The organism is Photorhabdus laumondii subsp. laumondii (genome assembly GCF_003343245.1).
GTDB classification, from domain to species: domain Bacteria; phylum Pseudomonadota; class Gammaproteobacteria; order Enterobacterales; family Enterobacteriaceae; genus Photorhabdus; species Photorhabdus laumondii.
This window is the reverse complement of sequence record NZ_CP024901.1, coordinates 3,923,331-3,940,505: the sequence shown is the minus strand read 5'-3', so window position 1 is coordinate 3,940,505 and position 17,175 is coordinate 3,923,331. Positions and strand designations below refer to the sequence as shown.

The window sequence follows — 17,175 nt, the reverse complement described above, 5'->3', positions numbered from 1 at the left end:
AAATGAGATACCGCAGTGATTGAAATCTATAGTGACGAGTATTGGATGCAGCAGGCCATCGAACGAGCAATAAAGGCGTGGGAGCAGGGGGAAATACCTGTTGGTGCTATATTGGTTGCTGATAATAAAATCATCTCGGAAGGTTGGAATCAGTCTATTATCGCGCATGATCCCACCGCTCATGCTGAAATTATTGTGTTACGCAAAGGGGGAGAGCGGTTACGAAATTATCGTTTGATAAATACCACCTTATACGTCACCCTCGAACCTTGCACTATGTGCGCTGGTGCTATGATACATAGCCGAATACAGCGGCTGGTTTATGGCGCCAGCGATATGAAAACTGGCGCCGTAGGTTCTTTGGTTGATATATTGCGCCATCCTGGCATGAATCATCAAATTGATATTACCAGTGGTGTGCTTGCTGAGGAATGTTCGACGATGTTGAGCGCTTTTTTCAAACAACGTCGGCAGCAACATAAAGCATTAAAAGCCGCCAGAAAACAGCAGGAAGAAAATCAAGATTCACTCTTTTAGTACCCATATATGGTACTCGCCGTTTATCATCTCTGCGCCTTCCAGGATTTTTTCAAAGCCGGGGAACTTGTTATTCCATTCACCGAGTTGGCGAATATATTGTAACCGGGGGGCATGTTCATCACCAAAACGTTCTCCCGGTAGGATTATTGGTATACCTGGTGGATAAGGAATGACACTTACAGCCGATATGCGCCCGGCGAGTTCATTAAGTGGTAAATGTTCAGTACGGCCTGCCATATGATCAAGGTGTGCTTGTCGGGGGAGTTTCACTATCTCAGGTAATTGGCTAAATGATTTCTTTTGCTCAATATCCATTTCATATTCTTTTATATACCCAAATATTTTATCCGAAATATCTTTGAGCCCCATGTTTTCATAATATTCAGGGTATTGCTTCGCGAGTTTTGGCAAACATTGTTTAAGTGAAGTATTAGCGTCATAGTGTTTCTTGAAATTCAACAATACATTGATTAATGTTCCCCATTTACCTTTGGTGACGCCGATAGAAAACAGGCAAAGAACAATAAAATCGGTGGTACGCGCCGGCACAATGTCATGCTGGCTGAGATAAGCGGAAAGAATTTCGGCTGGAATGCCATTTTCCAGCAATTCATCATTATCATTCATTCCTGGGCATAAAATACCAACTTTTGTTGGATCTAGCAGGCACCATTCTGCTGATAGATTGGTAAATCCATGCCATTTTTCTCCCTCTTTTAATACCCAACAGGAAGGATCCGTTGCTAATTGTTCTCTGTTTGCTTCATGGAAGGGAATTAATTTACCGCTATCTGCGCTAATAATCTCTCTGGCATTCCAGGGTAAGAAAAACCAATCATCTTTTTGTTTAAATTGATGATGGGTTTTTGCTAATGTCAGACGGAAGTCTACGGCTTCATTGATAGCGTTTTGTATCAGTCTTTGCCCCTGTGGGCCATCCATCATGGCCGCTGCAATTTCATTAGTGGCGATAAGCGAATATAGCGGTGAAGTTGTGGAGTGCATCATATAAGACTCGTTGAAACGGGAATGTTCAATGGGTTTTTTGCCATTGCGGATATGGATATAGGATGATTGTGATAGCGCTGCTAACATCTTATGCGTGGATTGAGTGGCAAATATTGTCGGGCCATTATTGTCAAAATCATTTGGGTCATCACGCATTGAGTAACGATGTTTATACATAGGATTAAAACGCGCATAAGCAAACCAGGCTTCATCAAAATGAATTTGATCAACACTTTTTGCTAGTAAATCTTGTGCTTGTTCTGCGTGATAACATATTCCATCATAAGTACAGTTGGTGATGACCGCATAAACAGGCTTATTGTCTATTGCGATCGCTTTTAATGGGTGTTGATCAATGAGTTGTTGGATATATTCTGGTTGAAATTGATCTCTGGGAATGGGGCCAATAATACCATAGCGGTTGCGTTGAGGAATAAGATATACGGGCAAAGCCCCAGTCATTATTAAACCTTGTCCAATCGATTTATGGCAATTGCGATCGCATATAATAATCTCTTTCTCACCAATAACGGCACCCATGATAATACGGTTAGAACCCGAAGTGCCGTTAAGCACGCAATAGCTTTGATGGGCACCAAAAATCGTTGCGGCATATTCTTCTGATTCTTTAATCGCACCTGTATGATCTAGCAGTGAGCCAAGTATTTTTCTTTCTATTCCAATATCACTTCGAAATAAATTTTCCCCAAAGAAATTAATTAATTCTCTTCCTGCCGCTGTCTTAGTCAGTGCAACACCGCCTTGATGTCCAGGAGCAGTCCAGGAATATTCTGGTGATTCTTGAGTGTATTGCAGTAATGCACGAGTGAAAGGCGGTAATAATTGCGCATAATATTTCTTAATTAGCGAACTGGCGCGAGAGGCGATAAATCCAGCCGTGTCTTCAAGCATCCAGACAAATTCATCTGCCAATCCCATGACTTCAAGTGTCAGTGTGTCGATGCTGGAATATTCCGCGGTCAACAATACCGGAATGGTTGTATTGTGTTTGCGTATCTCTTTCAGTAATTCTAACACTTGTTTATGAGATTCATAGTTATTATCTCCTGAAGTCCAATCAACAAAAATACAGCATAGTGAGGAATCAGAAGAAACGGTAGCTATGCCATCTTGGAATGTAGCCGCCAGGATAACAGCGAAATTGTTCTTTTTTAATGCTTCTATTAACTCGGTAAAGGCTCGACCATTCGCCGTCGTCGGTCTAAATACATGGCTGCTGACGACCATAATTTTGTTTTGTTCGTTAATGTCTAAATTAATCATGATTTATCCTTTGAGAGAGATAGTGTCCCGATGAATTTAGTATGGTTAGCTGAATTAGTTGTCAAACATAATATAACTGAGGATATATAATGGCTGTAATTGACTCCTTAGAGCCTTATATTTGTTTACTTTATTTTGGTTGGTTTTCTTGGGGAATTAATTTTTTCCGATTTTCTTTGGCCTGTAAATATCCGACTAAACTAAGCTGATAACGGCGAATATTTTCAATATAGCGATAAGCTTCATGTCCACGGGCATAGCCATAGGTGGTATTTGTATAATATTTTTTCTGGCTTAATAGTGGAATCCGTTTTTTGACATCAAGCCAGCTATCGGGATTTCCTTTCTGTGATGCCGTCAGTTTGCGGGCATCTAACATATGTCCATAACCCATATTGTAAGCTGCCAGTGCAAACCAGATGCGCTCATCTTTAGGGATATTTTCAGGTAGTCGTTTCATTAGATTTTGCAGATAGATCGCCCCTCCTTTAATACTCTCCTCCGGATCAAGGCGATCAACGACGCCTAACCCTTTAGCCGTCTGGTTGGTTAACATCATCAGGCCACGCACACCCGTGGGTGAGATTGCCTGTGGGTCCCAATGAGATTCTTGCCAGGCAATGGCAGCGAGCAGTTTCCAACTGATATCACCGGAATATTTTTCAAATAGTGGCTGATAGGTAGGCAGAATATTATCGATGGCACTGAGAAAAGAGAGTGTATCGAAATAATCAAATGAGTGGACGTGACCAAAGTATTTCTCCTCCAACCGTGGCATGACATTTTTTTCCGTTAGCTGGCTGAAAAAATCCAGCATGGCAGCATAAAGGCTGTAGTCGTCAATGCGTTTTAAATACCATGTCAGCGGGTTATCTTCACTCACATCAAAAGCGACGGCCAGATTAGGGTGAGTACGTTGTTGCAACGCGACATTAATCGAGTCACCTAACGTATAATCCAGTTTACCTTCTGATACCTGTTCCAGTAGTTCGCGAGTGTTATATTGCGGTGTCTCCTCCCATTCGAGTTCAGGAAAATTCTCTTTTTCTATCTTTTTCAATGTGCTGGCATGAGCAGAACCAGAAGCGACCAGCAGTTTACCTTTTAAGTCTTTAAAAGAGCGAGGGCGTGGAGTCCCTTTGCGATAAATCAGTTGTTGGGATACAGAATAGTAAGCTGGACCTGTGCGGGTTTGATCCAGCCTTTCTTGATGATAAGTCAGGCCAGCGGCCAGAAAATCAGCCTCACCCTTTTCCAGATCATCAAATAACTGATTGATATTTTTTCTAAATTTGATTTCTAATTTGACGCCAAGGTAATTAGCAAAGCGTTGTACCAGCTCGTAATCAAATCCATTGGCTTCTTTCTTACCGGTAAGATGGATCAGAGGTGAGCTAATGGTGCTGATCCGTAGCTCTCCTCTGGTAATGATCCTGTTAATCTGCTCCTGCTGTTTATTCGGCCAACTGATGTTCAGACTAATGATGGCGGCAGAAAAAAGAGCGATAACAATGATAACGAAATAATTTATTTTTATATTATTCAAATGGTTATCTCTGTATAACGCAGTGTGGTGCCAGGTGGAAACGCGCTATATTGTTATGGTTAAATTTCCAGTGATTGAGCATTTTGCGGAACAAAAACGGGCTGTGCAACCTAATTGATACTATTTGCATGATTTGACGACAGGATAATTGGCGGTAATAATCGTCACGCAAACGGTTTCGTCATGGGTGACAATCCTCTATAATGGCTTCATTTCCCCTTAGGCATCTATTAAGCTTTGCTTCTAAGATGAGAGAATTGATTACTATGAAAATTCTACGTGGTTCACCTGCTTTATCTGCATTTCGTATCACTAAACTCCTTTCTGTGTGCCAAGAACAGCAACTTCCGGTCAATGATATTTATGCGGAATATGTTCATTTTGCAGAGATTAATGCATCTTTGAGTGATGTTGATTCAGCAAAGTTACAACAATTACTAAAATATGGACCTTCGCTGGCTGAACATGAACCCCAAGGTACATTGCTGTTAGTGACGCCTCGTCCGGGAACGATTTCCCCTTGGTCTTCCAAAGCAACCGATATTGCTCACAATTGTGGCCTGTCCCAGGTTGTGCGTCTGGAGCGTGGCGTGGCTTATTACATCCAAAGTGGTGAAATGAGTGATACACAGTGGCAAATATTGTCATCATTGCTGCATGATCGGATGATGGAAACGGTCTTTACTCAATTGGAACAGGCGGAAAAATTGTTTTCTCGTCAGCAACCGGTTCCGTTAAAGCGCATTGATATTCTGCAAGCAGGACGCAGTGCGTTAGAAACGGCCAATATTGAACTTGGATTGGCGTTAGCCTCAGATGAAATTGATTATCTGATGGATGCTTTCCAGAAATTAGGGCGCAATCCAACAGATGTTGAACTTTATATGTTTGCTCAGGCTAACTCAGAACATTGTCGTCATAAAATCTTTAATGCTGATTGGATTATTGATAGTCAGGCGCAGCCAAAATCGCTGTTCAAAATGATTAAAAACACCTATGAGCAGACACCTGATTATGTCCTGTCAGCCTATAAAGATAATGCCGCTGTGATGGAGGGATCTGCTGTTGGTCGTTTCTTTGCTAGCGCGGAAAACGGTTCATATGATTACCATCAGGAGCAGGCTCATATTCTGATGAAAGTGGAAACGCATAATCACCCGACGGCGATTTCTCCTTGGCCGGGCGCATCGACAGGTTCGGGGGGGGAAATTCGCGATGAAGGGGCGACCGGTCGTGGTGCTAAGCCAAAAGCGGGTCTGGTGGGATTTTCGGTATCCAATTTGCGGATACCGGGTTTTGAACAGCCGTGGGAAGAGGATTTTGGTAAACCAGAGCGTATCGTTAGTGCTCTGGATATCATGATGGAAGGCCCTTTAGGGGGCGCGGCATTTAATAATGAATTTGGTCGTCCGGCGTTGTTGGGCTATTTCCGTACCTATGAAGAAAAAGTAAACAGTCATAACGGTAGCGAATTACGTGGTTATCACAAGCCGATCATGCTGGCTGGTGGGATCGGTAATATCCGTGATGAACATGTCAAAAAGGGTGAAATTTCTGTTGGCGCAAAATTGATTGTGCTTGGTGGTCCGTCCATGAACATTGGATTGGGCGGAGGGGCCGCATCTTCTATGGCATCGGGGCAATCCGATGCTGATCTGGATTTTGCTTCGGTTCAACGCGATAACCCGGAAATGGAGCGCCGTTGTCAGGAGGTGATCGATCGCTGTTGGCAGTTAGGCGAAAACAATCCGATTCTGTTTATTCATGATGTGGGTGCTGGTGGGCTTTCCAATGCGATGCCTGAGCTGGTCAGTGATGGTGGTCGCGGTGGACGATTTGAGTTACGTAAAATTCTTAACGATGAGCCGGGAATGAGCCCGCTGGAAGTCTGGTGTAACGAATCACAAGAGCGTTATGTACTGGCGGTTGCGCCGGAACAACTCCCGCTATTTGAAGAGATTTGTCGGCGTGAGCGTGCGCCTTATGCCATTATCGGCGAGGCAACGGAAGAACGTCATTTGCTGCTTAATGATGAACACTTTGATAACCAGCCAATCGATATGCCTTTGGATGTACTGTTAGGTAAAACGCCAAAAATGTTGCGTGATGTCACTACATTAAAAGCGAGCGGTGAGAGCCTTGAACGCCGGGATATCGATCTGGCGGAAGCTGTTAAGCGCATCATGCATTTGCCGGCGGTGGCGGAAAAAACCTTCCTGATCACGATAGGCGATCGCTCTGTCACTGGCATGGTTTCTCGTGATCAAATGGTGGGTCCGTGGCAGATCCCAGTTGCGGACTGCGCTGTTACCACCGCCAGCCTTGATAGCTACTATGGCGAAGCGATGTCTATGGGGGAACGTGCGCCGGTTGCTTTGCTGGATTTTGCGGCTTCCGCCCGAATGGCGGTCGGTGAAGCGCTGACCAATATCGCTTCTGCTTATATTCAGGATTTAAAACGCATTAAACTTTCAGCAAACTGGATGTCTGCTGCGGGTCACCCAGGTGAGGATGCCGGTTTGTATGCGGCGGTTAAAGCGGTGGGTGAGGAGCTGTGTCCTGCGCTAGGGCTGACAATTCCGGTGGGTAAAGACTCCATGTCGATGAAAACCCGTTGGCATGACCAAGGTGAGGAGCGTGAAATGACGGCTCCTTTGTCACTGGTGATTACTGCTTTTGCCAGAGTGGAAGATGTCCGCCGTACAGTCACGCCGGAGCTTTCTACCGATGAAGATAATGCGTTGTTATTAATCGATCTGGGGCAAGGAAAAAATACGCTGGGCGGTACCGCATTGGCACAAGTTTACCGTCTACTGGGTAATAAAACCGCGGATGTACGTAGTGCTGAACAATTAGCGGGTTTCTTCAATGCAATTCAGCAACTGATTGCGGAACAAAAATTGCTGGCTTATCACGACCGCTCTGATGGTGGTTTACTGGTAACCTTGGCTGAAATGGCTTTTGCCGGCCATTGTGGCATTGAAGCTGATATCAGTGTATTTGATGAAGATATTCTGGCTGGGCTCTTTACAGAAGAGTTGGGTGCTGTAGTTCAGATTCGAGCATCGGATAGAGGATTTGTTGAAAGCATTTTGGCAGAACATGGTCTGGCCGATTGCGTACATTATTTGGGTAAAGCCCAAGCAGGTGATGATTTTGTTATCTTTAGTGGTAATACTGAAGTCTATCGCCAGAATCGCAGTACCTTGCGCTTATGGTGGGCAGAAACCACATGGCAAATGCAGCGTCTGCGCGATAACCCGGCGTGTGCAGATCAGGAACATCAGGCTAAACAGGATAATCAGGATCCTGGACTGAATGTAAAACTGACCTTTGATATTTCAGAAGATATTGCAGCGCCTTACATCTTGCAGCAGGTAAGGCCGAAAGTGGCTGTACTGCGTGAACAGGGCGTTAACTCCCATGTTGAAATGGCCGCGGCATTCCACCGAGCAGGCTTTGAGGCGATTGATGTTCATATGAGTGATTTGTTGTCTGGACGTATTGGATTGAGCCAATTCCAGACACTGGTTGCCTGTGGTGGTTTCTCGTATGGTGACGTATTGGGGGCAGGTGAAGGTTGGGCGAAATCAATTCTGTTTAATGAACGTGTCCGTGATCAGTTTGCCGTTTTCTTTGCACGACCTGATACGTTAGCGCTGGGTGTTTGTAATGGTTGCCAGATGATGTCTAACTTGCGGGAATTGATCCCGGGTGCAGAACATTGGCCGCGTTTTGTACGTAACCGCTCAGAGCGATTTGAAGCACGATTTAGTTTGGTGGAAATTACTGACAGCCCGTCACTGTTCTTACAGGATATGGTCGGTTCTCGTATACCGATTGCGGTTTCTCATGGGGAAGGGCAAGTAGAATTCCGTAATAGACAGCATCTTGAGATGCTTGAAAGCAACCAGTTAGTGGCTTTGCGTTATGTGAATAACTATGGTCAGGTTACGGAAAACTATCCCGCTAACCCCAATGGTTCAGTGAATGGCATTACCGCAGTGACTAGCCTTGATGGTCGAGCAACCGTGATGATGCCGCATCCAGAAAGGGTATCTCGCACGGTGAATAACTCTTGGCATCCAGATGAGTGGCGCGAAGATGGCCCGTGGATGCGAATTTTCCGTAATGCTCGTAAACAGTTAGGGTAGTGCTGCAATCTAATAAACAAGAATTGTTAAATTAAACAGTTGAAGGATACTTTCAATTGATACCACAAGGGGGAGCAAAAATTGCTCTCCCTTTTGGCTAATGGAATGTCAGAAATTCAGTCTCTACGCAGGCAATATTGGATTAGTGCTTGGCGTAAACTCTGTCGTGTATTTAGGAACAGTGTAGCAATTACGGTATGGTTAGCTTCATCTATTTTGTAGATTGCTCGCAGTTGCAATTTGGTATCCACATAGTCATGGTGGCTGGTTAACCCGATATCAGCCGTTTCCTCACATAGCGGAGCACTTTTAGGATATTTAAGAACACGAGTTTCAAAATTGTATAAAAAGGTTTCCAGAATTTTCCAAGATGCTTCTGCACCGATATGTCTGGTTAAATAGCCAAAACGTTCATGAAGCTGGTTTTCAAATGTCTGGGTATATTCAATTTTATTTATGATCACCGTTTGCTAATTTCCGTAAATTATTTCGTAGTTCACTAGATGACACAATTCGTCCAGATTTTATGTCTTTTTCAGCAAAAGACAGCAGTCGCAACAATGCCATTTGTTCTTGTTGCATTTCAAACTGAGCCGGATCTTGAACCACATATAACGGCTCCCCGTTTTGGGTTACTGTGACTGGCTGCGATACATCCATAGAAGCCAATTCTTTTTTAAACGCGGAGACTGTCGTAATCCGCGAATTTGGGGTTTGATACATAAGTGTCCTCCGAGTAGAAACTCTGTTGCTTCTGTAATAATACATCATTTGCTGATAAAGGCCATATATGGGGTAAATATGGACTATTACTGATCCAGATGTGAGAGTTTTATATCAGCAAATTCCTAGGCGTTTAGATGCCGAATTGCTCTATTGTCTCAATTACCCGACAAACACGTGTTATGAGTGTCTCAAAAAGGAGACATTTAATTATTTGATTTTAATCTATTTTTATTTTCATGATTTTAGATGTCTTTAATTGGCGACAAAAAATAAATTTTCCTCATGTCGGAAAAGAAGCTGTTTGGTTGCTGAAACGTTACGTTTAATTTTTTCCAAAGTAAAAACAGCTAGTTATAATTAAAATTTTAATGTTGGCATGGAATCTGCATTAAGCTGGCACAGTTGCTCATTCAGCTTCTTATGTCGGCCCACATTAGGTGGAGAAATGCCACATAAACTATCGAATGATGCCAGAGTAAGGTGCCTACCGTCCAACTCAGTGATATCGCTTTCGAGCCTTATCAAACATCGGGCGACACGTGGAGTGAGGCACCACCTATGTCTGACTGTAGATAAACAACAGGCATAAGTCACCCTCACTGGCGGGATAGTAGCAAAAACTATTATCCCGTCGTCATTGCTCAGGTGTTTACCTGCCCCTTTGTACTGTTTGCGTCTTACACTGATTTTCAGTCACAGCAAAATTTATCAGCCGATGGGTTTTTCTATCAGCCCTTTGTCGGTTAGCATTGGTGTACTGACAGGTTACGAGATGATTTCCTTGAAAAAATGGCGTTTATTTCCGCGCTCATTGCGCCAATTAGTTGTCATGGCCTTCTGGCTGGTGTTATTGCCGCTGTTGGTTTTGGCTTATCAGGCTTATCAAAGTCTTGATCAACTCAGTGAGCAAGCGGCTGATATAAACCGTACCACGCTAGCGGATGCCCGCCGCAGTGAGGCTATGACAGGTATTGCGTTGGAGATGGAGCGTAGCTACCGCCAATATTGTGTGTTAGGGGATAAGACGCTGGAAAACCTCTACCAAAGGCAATATCAGCAATACCTTAAGATGCTGAAAGATCAGATGGCTATACTTGATGAGCAACAACATATTAAGACGCTTAATAGTTTATTGTCGCAATTGACAAAAATCGCTTGTCTCAATAGTGAACCTACCCAACCTGCCGCTCAATTACTTGAGCAGTTCTCCAATGCTAATAGCCAGATGGTACAGGCTACCCGTGATATTATTTTCAGCCGGGGAGAACAGTTACAGAAAGATATTGCTGAAAAAGGGCAATTTTTTGGCTGGCAGAGTCTTATTTTATTTCTACTGAGTGCGTTATTGGTCGCGTTATTTACTCGCATGATTATCGGGCCGGTTAAAGGGATTGAACGCATGATTAACCGATTGGGAGAAGGGCAATCATTGGGCGTTCGCATAGATTCTTTTCAGGGGCCGCGAGAACTCCGTTCTTTGGCACAACGGATTATCTGGCTCAGTGAACGCTTGGCTTGGTTGGAATCACAGCGCCATGAGTTTTTACGTCATATTTCTCATGAACTGAAAACACCGCTGGCAAGTATGCGGGAAGGGACAGAATTACTGGCTGATGAAGTGGCAGGGCCATTAACGGCTGATCAGCAAGAAGTGGTTGCTATTCTTGATAATAGTAGTAAACATTTACAGCAATTGATCGAACAATTACTGGATTATAACCGTAAACTGGCAGATGGCCCGACGGAGCAACAGCAAGTTTCTCTACGGGAAATTGTTAATGAGGTAGTTTTATCACACAGTTTACCCGCGAGATCGAAAAATATTCAGACGGAAATCCAGCTTGATGCTGATATTTTATGGGCAGAGCCTACGCTATTAATGCGGGTTATTGATAATCTCTACTCTAATGCGGTGCACTATGGTGCCGAATCCGGTAATATCTGGGTTTCAAGTCGTCAGATTGGTAAATATGTTCAAATTAATGTTGCTAATACAGGTACGCCAATTCCTGAATCAGAACGCAGTATGATTTTTGAACCGTTCTATCAGGGAACGCTCCAGCGTAAAGGTGCAGTGAAAGGCAGCGGTCTTGGGCTAAGTATTGCGCAGGATTGTATTAAGCGTATGGGGGGCGAACTGATATTAATTCAGAGCGAATTTGCTGACGTATGTTTTCGTATTAAATTGCCATTAGCTGCTGAGAATGAATAAATAATGCATAACAGGTCTACTTACCGTTTTGTACGAAAGACGGATCGGCAGAATATTGCAGTACAACTTGGGGAAAACGTATCGGTTGCCAGATTGTTATTACCACGAGTTTCAGTTGGGGGTTTTAGCATGATGCTGCTGATCTTCGTTGTTTTTTTATTGGCGGGTTGCGTTAAAAATCCGGTTAATAATAATTTAGCGACAGTTACGCAAATGGTAATACCAGAGCAACGGGTGACGGATTACCGTATTGCCGAGTGTGGGTTAATGTGGGATTTAGAGACGCCGCCATCGATTGAGAATGCGCTTTACTGGCTGCGACTGATGGATTGTTCAGATCGCCTGACATCAGCGAGAGCACGTAATATGGCGAAATACACGCTTCCGGTTACTTGGGATATGGCTTTTAAACAAAGTATCTTACTTAACAGTGCCGGGCCTACATTGTCTGAGCGTCGGAAAATGATTGAAAACTTCAACAAATACCGGTTGAAATTCCCGAACCCGTTGCGAGCGTTATTGCAGTTATGGCGTGAGCAGCAAGTTCAGCAAATTGCAGTGGCTGAGGAGCGGGCAAAATTCCAAAAATTACAGGCAGATACGGATAATAAACTTGATCGTCTGCGTGAAAGTCGCGCACGGTTGGAGTTTGAGCTACAGCAAACTTCTCGTAAACTGGAAAACCTGACAGATATTGAACGTCAGCTCTCTTCCCGTAAACAAAATCAGGGGAGTGCTGGCTCAGGCAATTCGGATAAACATGTTGAAACGCCCGAGACGACGGCATTACCTAACAAAAACAGTACGCCAAACAGTACCTCTGAATCAGATAAAGGAGCAGCACCATGACAGCGCGTAAACCAGCCCATCTTCTTCTGGTTGATGATGATCCTGGTTTGTTGAAATTGTTGGGAATGCGTCTTACCAGTGAAGGTTTTCGTGTCACAACCGCAGAAAGTGGCGGTGAAGCGTTGAGATTGCTAACTAAAGAAAAAATCGATTTGGTGATCAGTGACCTGCGTATGGATGAAATGGATGGTATGGCACTGTTCGCTGAAATCCAGAAGCAGCAACCGGGTATGCCAGTTATCATTCTAACGGCTCATGGCTCAATTCCAGAGGCAGTAGCGGCCACTCAACAGGGTGTCTTTAGTTTTCTGACTAAACCCGTTGATCGGGATGCGCTTTATAAAGCGATTGATGGTGCATTGGCGTTGACCACGCCTGCCAGTGATGAACAGTGGCGGGAACAGATAGTTACCCGCAGTCCTGCTATGTTGCGTTTGTTGGAGCAGGCGCGAATGGTTGCTCAATCTGATGTCAGTGTACTGATAAACGGTCAGAGTGGTACCGGGAAGGAAGTGCTAGCCCAGGCAATTCACCGTGCCAGTCCACGGGCGAAAAAACCATTTATCGCGATTAACTGTGGTGCTTTGCCGGAACAACTCCTTGAGTCAGAACTGTTTGGTCATGCTAAAGGTGCATTTACCGGTGCGGTCAGCAGCCGTGAAGGGTTATTCCTTGCTGCGCAGGGGGGAACGCTGTTTCTTGATGAAATCGGTGATATGCCACAGGCTTTGCAGGTTAAATTGTTGCGCGTATTGCAGGAACGTAAAATACGTCCGCTCGGAAGTAACCGTGATCTGGATATTGATGTACGGATTATCTCAGCGACTCACCGTGATTTACCGAAGGCAATGGCAAAAAATGAGTTTCGCGAAGATCTCTATTACCGCCTAAATGTGGTGAACTTGAAAATTCCAGCTTTGAATGGCCGGGTTGAAGATATTCCTTTATTGGCGAATCATCTGTTGCGTGAATCAGCGAAACGCCATAAACCTTTTGTCCGTAGTTTCTCAGTTGATGCGATGAAATGCCTGATGGCGGCAAGTTGGCCTGGCAATGTGCGTCAGCTTGTTAATGTGATCGAACAGTGTGTTGCGCTGACTACTGCGCCGGTTATTAGTGAAGCCTTGGTTACGCAGGCACTAGAAGGGGAAAATACAGCGTTACCCACTTTTGTAGAAGCCAGAAATCAGTTTGAACTGAATTATCTGCGTAAATTACTGCAAATGACCAAAGGGAATGTGACTCATGCGGCGCGTATGGCGGGGCGTAACCGGACTGAATTCTACAAATTACTGGCGCGCCATGAATTGGATGCGAATGATTTTAAAGAATAACTTTTCTGCTGCTCAGGAAGTTTTTACACTGGTATAAAGATTGGTGGCTTGGGAGAGCCAAATTTTATGAGCCGTACTCTTAATATTGCCCTTGCACAGCTTAATTGGATGATTGGCGACATTGAAGGCAACTGTGAACGTATGTTGCAGACAGTACAGGAACAACAGCAACAAAATGCTGATTTGGTGATGTTTTCTGAACTGGCAATATCCGGTTATTCTCCAGAAGATCTATTATTCCGAGCTGATTTTCATCAGCGTTGCCGTGAGCAATTGGCACGTTTACAGGCTGCCAGTTGTCAAATTGCTATTTTAGTTGGTCATCCTTGGGAGCAGGACGGGGAGATTTACAACGCACTTTCCTTATTCTGGCAAGGGGAGATCTTGGCCCGTTATTTCAAGCAACGGTTACCAAATTATGGTGTTTTCGATGAGAAACGCTATTTTAAAGCGGGCGATCAAAGCTGTGTTGTGCCATTTAAGGGCTACAATCTCGGCTTATTGATTTGTGAAGATTTATGGTTTGATGAGCCGATTGATGCCTTGAAACAGGCTGGTGCAGACTTAGTTCTTTCTATCAACGCTTCTCCATATAGCCGTGAAAAACCTTATATCCGTTATGAACTGATTAGAGAACATTGCCGACGTACAGAGTTACCCATGATTTATCTTAATCAGGTTGGGGGTCAGGATGAGCTGATTTTCGACGGCTGTTCTAAAGTTTTTAATGCAAGTGGTGAAGTGACTCATCGGTTAGCCGCATTTAATGAACAAATCCAACAATGCTGCTTTAATGAATTAAAAATTGAACCTATGGTTAATCCGGCACCTGAATTACCGCCATTGCAGCAGGTATATCAGGCATTAGTCCTTTCAGTGCATGATTACGTTCGCAAAAATGGCTTTCAAGGCGTGTTATTAGGCTTATCTGGAGGAATTGACTCTGGCTTAACGCTGGCAATTGCTGTTGATGCATTGGGTAAAGAGCATGTTCAGGCCGTTATGATGCCATTCCGCTATACATCTGAAATGAGTATAGAAGATGCTAAAAAACAGGCTGATATGTTGGGTGTTGAGTTTAATGTGGTGTCGATCGAACCGGTGTTTGATGCATTTATGGCACAATTTGAACCTCTATTTGCCGGTACGGCCAAAGATACCACCGAAGAGAATTTACAGGCGCGTTGCCGTGCCGTTATTCTGATGGCGATGTCTAACAAACGCCATCGTCTCGTGCTGACGACCAGTAATAAGAGTGAATCAGCGGTGGGGTATTCCACATTATATGGTGATATGGCGGGTGGTTTTAATGCGCTGAAAGATGTACCGAAAACATTGGTATTTGCATTAGCAAAATATCGTAATACTGTTTCGCCGGCGATACCTCAACGAGTCATTGATCGTCCGCCATCGGCAGAATTGGCACCCGGACAGCTTGATCAGGACAGTTTACCGCCTTATGACATTCTGGATGATATTCTGGAAGGTTATGTGGAACAGGATAAGTCGGTTGATGGGCTGGTGGCGGCAGGGTTTGATGAACAAATTGTACGTAAAGTTGTTCGTTTGGTTGATATCAACGAATATAAACGTCGTCAAGCTCCGGTGGGACCGCGTATTACGCTACGTAATTTTGGTAAAGACAGACGCTACCCGATTACCTCTGGTTTCGGCCGTAAAAACTGGTAACAACAGGAAAACTTCATGAAAAAGATTGATGCGATTATCAAACCTTTCAAATTAGATGATGTGCGTGAAGCTCTGGCGGAAGTGGGTATCACCGGAATGACAGTAACAGAGGTGAAAGGTTTTGGGCGCCAAAAAGGTCATACAGAGCTGTATCGCGGTGCAGAATATATGGTGGATTTTCTGCCAAAAGTGAAAATAGAAATTGTCGTGCCAGATGATATTGTCGATACCTGTGTTGAAACCATTATGCAGACGGCACAGACCGGGAAAATCGGTGATGGTAAAATATTTGTATTTGATGTAGCACGTGTTGTGCGTATCCGCACCGGTGAGCAGGATGAAGAGGCGATTTAACTTAATTTGAATTTTTTGGGGTGGTGACAGGCAGATAAAAAAGCCACCCCTATAAAGATAAGATGGTAGCTGAGGCTAATAGATTAAACGCTAAAGCGAAATTGGATATTGGCATACAGAATCAAAATATTGGCTAATATAAAAGATATTGAGAATGCAGTAAAAACTCTGTCTCTATTGATGTGGTTAATTAAATAATCATATATATCCGTCATCTTTCAAGTTGCCTCTTTGTTGGCTGTACTCTCTCACCCCAGCCACATAGTTAACCCGAATTCTGGATAAGAAATTGACGAGAAGCCTGTTCCAGGAGCAAAGTTTTGGTGTGCACCAAAAACAGCTCCGAGGGGGGAACAGGCTATGGACAACTTAGTTGAAATTTTCTGTGATGTCGATGATTTTTGCCGTTTTTTCATCCCTCAATGGGAACAATTTTGTCTCGATAGCGGGCATCGTTTACGCCGCCGACAAGGTCATATGTATCCCAGTGAAATCATGACCATTTTGATCCTTTTTCATATGTCGCATTACCGTGATTTTAAACATTTTTATCTAGAACATATTTGGAAATATCACCATAAGGATTTTCCAACCTTGCTTAGCTATCCTCGTTTTGTCAGTGTGGCTCCTTCCGTTTTGGTGCCATTATGCAGCTATCTGACTCAATTAAAAGGGAAACCCACAGGCATTGCTTTTATTGATTCCACCCGTTTGAGTGTCTGCCATAACATTCGCATCCCTCGACATAAGGTCTTTGCGGGGATAGCAAAGCGCGGAAAAAATTCAATGGGCTGGTTTTACGGTTTCAAATTACACCTGGTTGTCAATCATCAGGGTGAAATTCTCGCGCTTAAAGTGACTCCGGGTAATGTGGATGATCGGGAACCTGTTCGTGAATTATCAAAAGAATTAACGGGTTCTCTTTACGGTGACAAAGGTTACCTCAGCCAGGAATTGGCGGACGATTTAGCTAAAACCGATGTCACTTTCATCACGAAAAAACGGCGTAACATGAAAGCGAGTATGCAAGCTGAGTGGGATAAGATAATGTTAAAAAAGCGTTTTATCATTGAAACGATTAATGGGCAATTAAAAACTCTTTCTCAAATAGAGCATTCCCGCCACCGAAGTATAAAAGGCTTTCTGTTGTGCGTTTTAGGTGGATTGATTGCTTACTGCCTTAAATTGAAGAAGCCATCACTGAAAGTTTTCTACTCAGAAGACGATTTTTCAATGACGGATTAAGCAGAATTCGGGTTAGTTACCTATGCTCCCGGGGATTCGCTCCCTTGCCGTCGCGATGCATCTTGAAATCTATTGGGTATAAATCAATTGATTTCAAACCTCCAAGCCTAGCCATATACCGTTTTGACAAAGAAATTTATCTTTTGCAAATCGCGCATCATGATTAATAAATGATAATATTTTCTCAATCACTGAATGTTTTTTTAAATTAATTGATTACCTCTAACTTTAATA

Annotated in this window: 12 protein-coding genes; 8 read left to right on the top strand and 4 right to left on the bottom strand. The window is 43.7% G+C overall.

Features of this window, described 5'->3' with window-relative positions:
- Positions 1 to 15: 15 nt before the first annotated feature.
- Positions 16 to 537: a tRNA adenosine(34) deaminase TadA gene (gene tadA, locus PluTT01m_RS17125; RefSeq protein ID WP_011147512.1), complete on the top strand. Its 522-nt coding sequence runs from the start codon at positions 16 to 18 to the stop codon at positions 535 to 537.
- Here tadA and PluTT01m_RS17120 read toward each other — a convergent pair.
- Both PluTT01m_RS17120 and mltF read right to left on the bottom strand, forming a co-directional pair.
- Positions 526 to 2,832, bottom strand: coding sequence for an Orn/Lys/Arg family decarboxylase (locus PluTT01m_RS17120; RefSeq protein ID WP_011147511.1), 2,307 nt, complete (start codon positions 2,830 to 2,832; stop codon positions 526 to 528). The genes tadA and PluTT01m_RS17120 overlap by 12 nt on opposite strands.
- Positions 2,833 to 2,962: 130 nt before the next feature.
- A complete protein-coding gene (gene mltF / locus PluTT01m_RS17115; RefSeq protein WP_049789787.1) occupies positions 2,963 to 4,378 on the bottom strand; it encodes a membrane-bound lytic murein transglycosylase MltF in 1,416 nt (471 codons plus the stop codon).
- 266 nt (positions 4,379 to 4,644) lie between these two features.
- Here mltF and purL point away from each other — a divergent pair, with 266 nt between their 5' ends.
- A complete protein-coding gene (purL, locus tag PluTT01m_RS17110) occupies positions 4,645 to 8,532 on the top strand; it encodes a phosphoribosylformylglycinamidine synthase (protein WP_041381011.1) in 3,888 nt (1,295 codons plus the stop codon).
- Positions 8,533 to 8,648: 116 nt separating this feature from the next.
- Here the strand turns inward: purL and PluTT01m_RS17105 are convergent, their stop codons facing one another.
- Both PluTT01m_RS17105 and PluTT01m_RS17100 read right to left on the bottom strand, forming a co-directional pair.
- A complete protein-coding gene (locus tag PluTT01m_RS17105) occupies positions 8,649 to 8,996 on the bottom strand; it encodes a hypothetical protein (RefSeq protein WP_011147508.1) in 348 nt (115 codons plus the stop codon).
- Complete coding sequence (locus tag PluTT01m_RS17100) at positions 8,983 to 9,255, bottom strand: type II toxin-antitoxin system prevent-host-death family antitoxin (protein ID WP_011147507.1); 273 nt, start codon at positions 9,253 to 9,255, stop codon at positions 8,983 to 8,985. Before PluTT01m_RS17100 ends, PluTT01m_RS17105 begins: the two co-directional genes overlap by 14 nt.
- A gap of 775 nt (positions 9,256 to 10,030) precedes the next feature.
- Between PluTT01m_RS17100 and PluTT01m_RS17095 the strand changes: the two genes are divergently transcribed.
- The 6 genes from PluTT01m_RS17095 (at position 10,031) to PluTT01m_RS17070 (ending at position 16,941) form a co-directional block, all read left to right on the top strand.
- Positions 10,031 to 11,470 (top strand): sensor histidine kinase, encoded by a 1,440-nt coding sequence (locus PluTT01m_RS17095; protein WP_041381009.1) that lies wholly within the window; start codon positions 10,031 to 10,033, stop codon positions 11,468 to 11,470.
- Between the two features lie 3 nt (positions 11,471 to 11,473).
- Positions 11,474 to 12,319, top strand: coding sequence for a two-component system QseEF-associated lipoprotein QseG (gene qseG, locus PluTT01m_RS17090; protein ID WP_041380238.1), 846 nt, complete (start codon positions 11,474 to 11,476; stop codon positions 12,317 to 12,319).
- Positions 12,316 to 13,653, top strand: coding sequence for a two-component system response regulator GlrR (gene glrR, locus PluTT01m_RS17085; RefSeq protein ID WP_011147503.1), 1,338 nt, complete (start codon positions 12,316 to 12,318; stop codon positions 13,651 to 13,653). The genes qseG and glrR overlap by 4 nt, the downstream gene beginning before the upstream one ends.
- 66 nt (positions 13,654 to 13,719) lie before the next feature.
- Positions 13,720 to 15,342, top strand: coding sequence for an NAD+ synthase (locus tag PluTT01m_RS17080; RefSeq protein ID WP_011147502.1), 1,623 nt, complete (start codon positions 13,720 to 13,722; stop codon positions 15,340 to 15,342).
- Positions 15,343 to 15,357: 15 nt separating this feature from the next.
- On the top strand, positions 15,358 to 15,696 hold the full coding sequence (gene glnB, locus PluTT01m_RS17075) for a nitrogen regulatory protein P-II (RefSeq protein WP_011147501.1): 339 nt from the start codon (positions 15,358 to 15,360) through the stop codon (positions 15,694 to 15,696).
- A 360-nt stretch (positions 15,697 to 16,056) separates the two neighbouring features.
- The gene (locus PluTT01m_RS17070; RefSeq protein ID WP_011144786.1) at positions 16,057 to 16,941 is read left to right on the top strand and encodes an IS982-like element ISPlu6 family transposase; all 885 of its coding nucleotides are present in this window, start codon (positions 16,057 to 16,059) and stop codon (positions 16,939 to 16,941) included.
- The last annotated feature ends 234 nt before the right edge of the window (positions 16,942 to 17,175 follow it).

Excerpts from the sequence above, each read along its gene's own strand:
- glrR (WP_011147503.1), top strand. The coding sequence starts at position 12,316 with ATGACAGCGCGTAAACCAGCCCATCTTCTTCTGGTTGATGATGATCCT.
- glnB (WP_011147501.1), top strand. The coding sequence starts at position 15,358 with ATGAAAAAGATTGATGCGATTATCAAACCTTTCAAATTAGATGATGTG.
- PluTT01m_RS17080 (WP_011147502.1), top strand. The coding sequence starts at position 13,720 with ATGAGCCGTACTCTTAATATTGCCCTTGCACAGCTTAATTGGATGATT.
- purL (WP_041381011.1), top strand. The coding sequence starts at position 4,645 with ATGAAAATTCTACGTGGTTCACCTGCTTTATCTGCATTTCGTATCACT.
- PluTT01m_RS17120 (WP_011147511.1), bottom strand. The coding sequence starts at position 2,832 with ATGATTAATTTAGACATTAACGAACAAAACAAAATTATGGTCGTCAGC.
- PluTT01m_RS17070 (WP_011144786.1), top strand. The coding sequence starts at position 16,057 with ATGGACAACTTAGTTGAAATTTTCTGTGATGTCGATGATTTTTGCCGT.
- PluTT01m_RS17095 (WP_041381009.1), top strand. The coding sequence starts at position 10,031 with ATGATTTCCTTGAAAAAATGGCGTTTATTTCCGCGCTCATTGCGCCAA.
- PluTT01m_RS17100 (WP_011147507.1), bottom strand. The coding sequence starts at position 9,255 with ATGTATCAAACCCCAAATTCGCGGATTACGACAGTCTCCGCGTTTAAA.
- qseG (WP_041380238.1), top strand. The coding sequence starts at position 11,474 with ATGCATAACAGGTCTACTTACCGTTTTGTACGAAAGACGGATCGGCAG.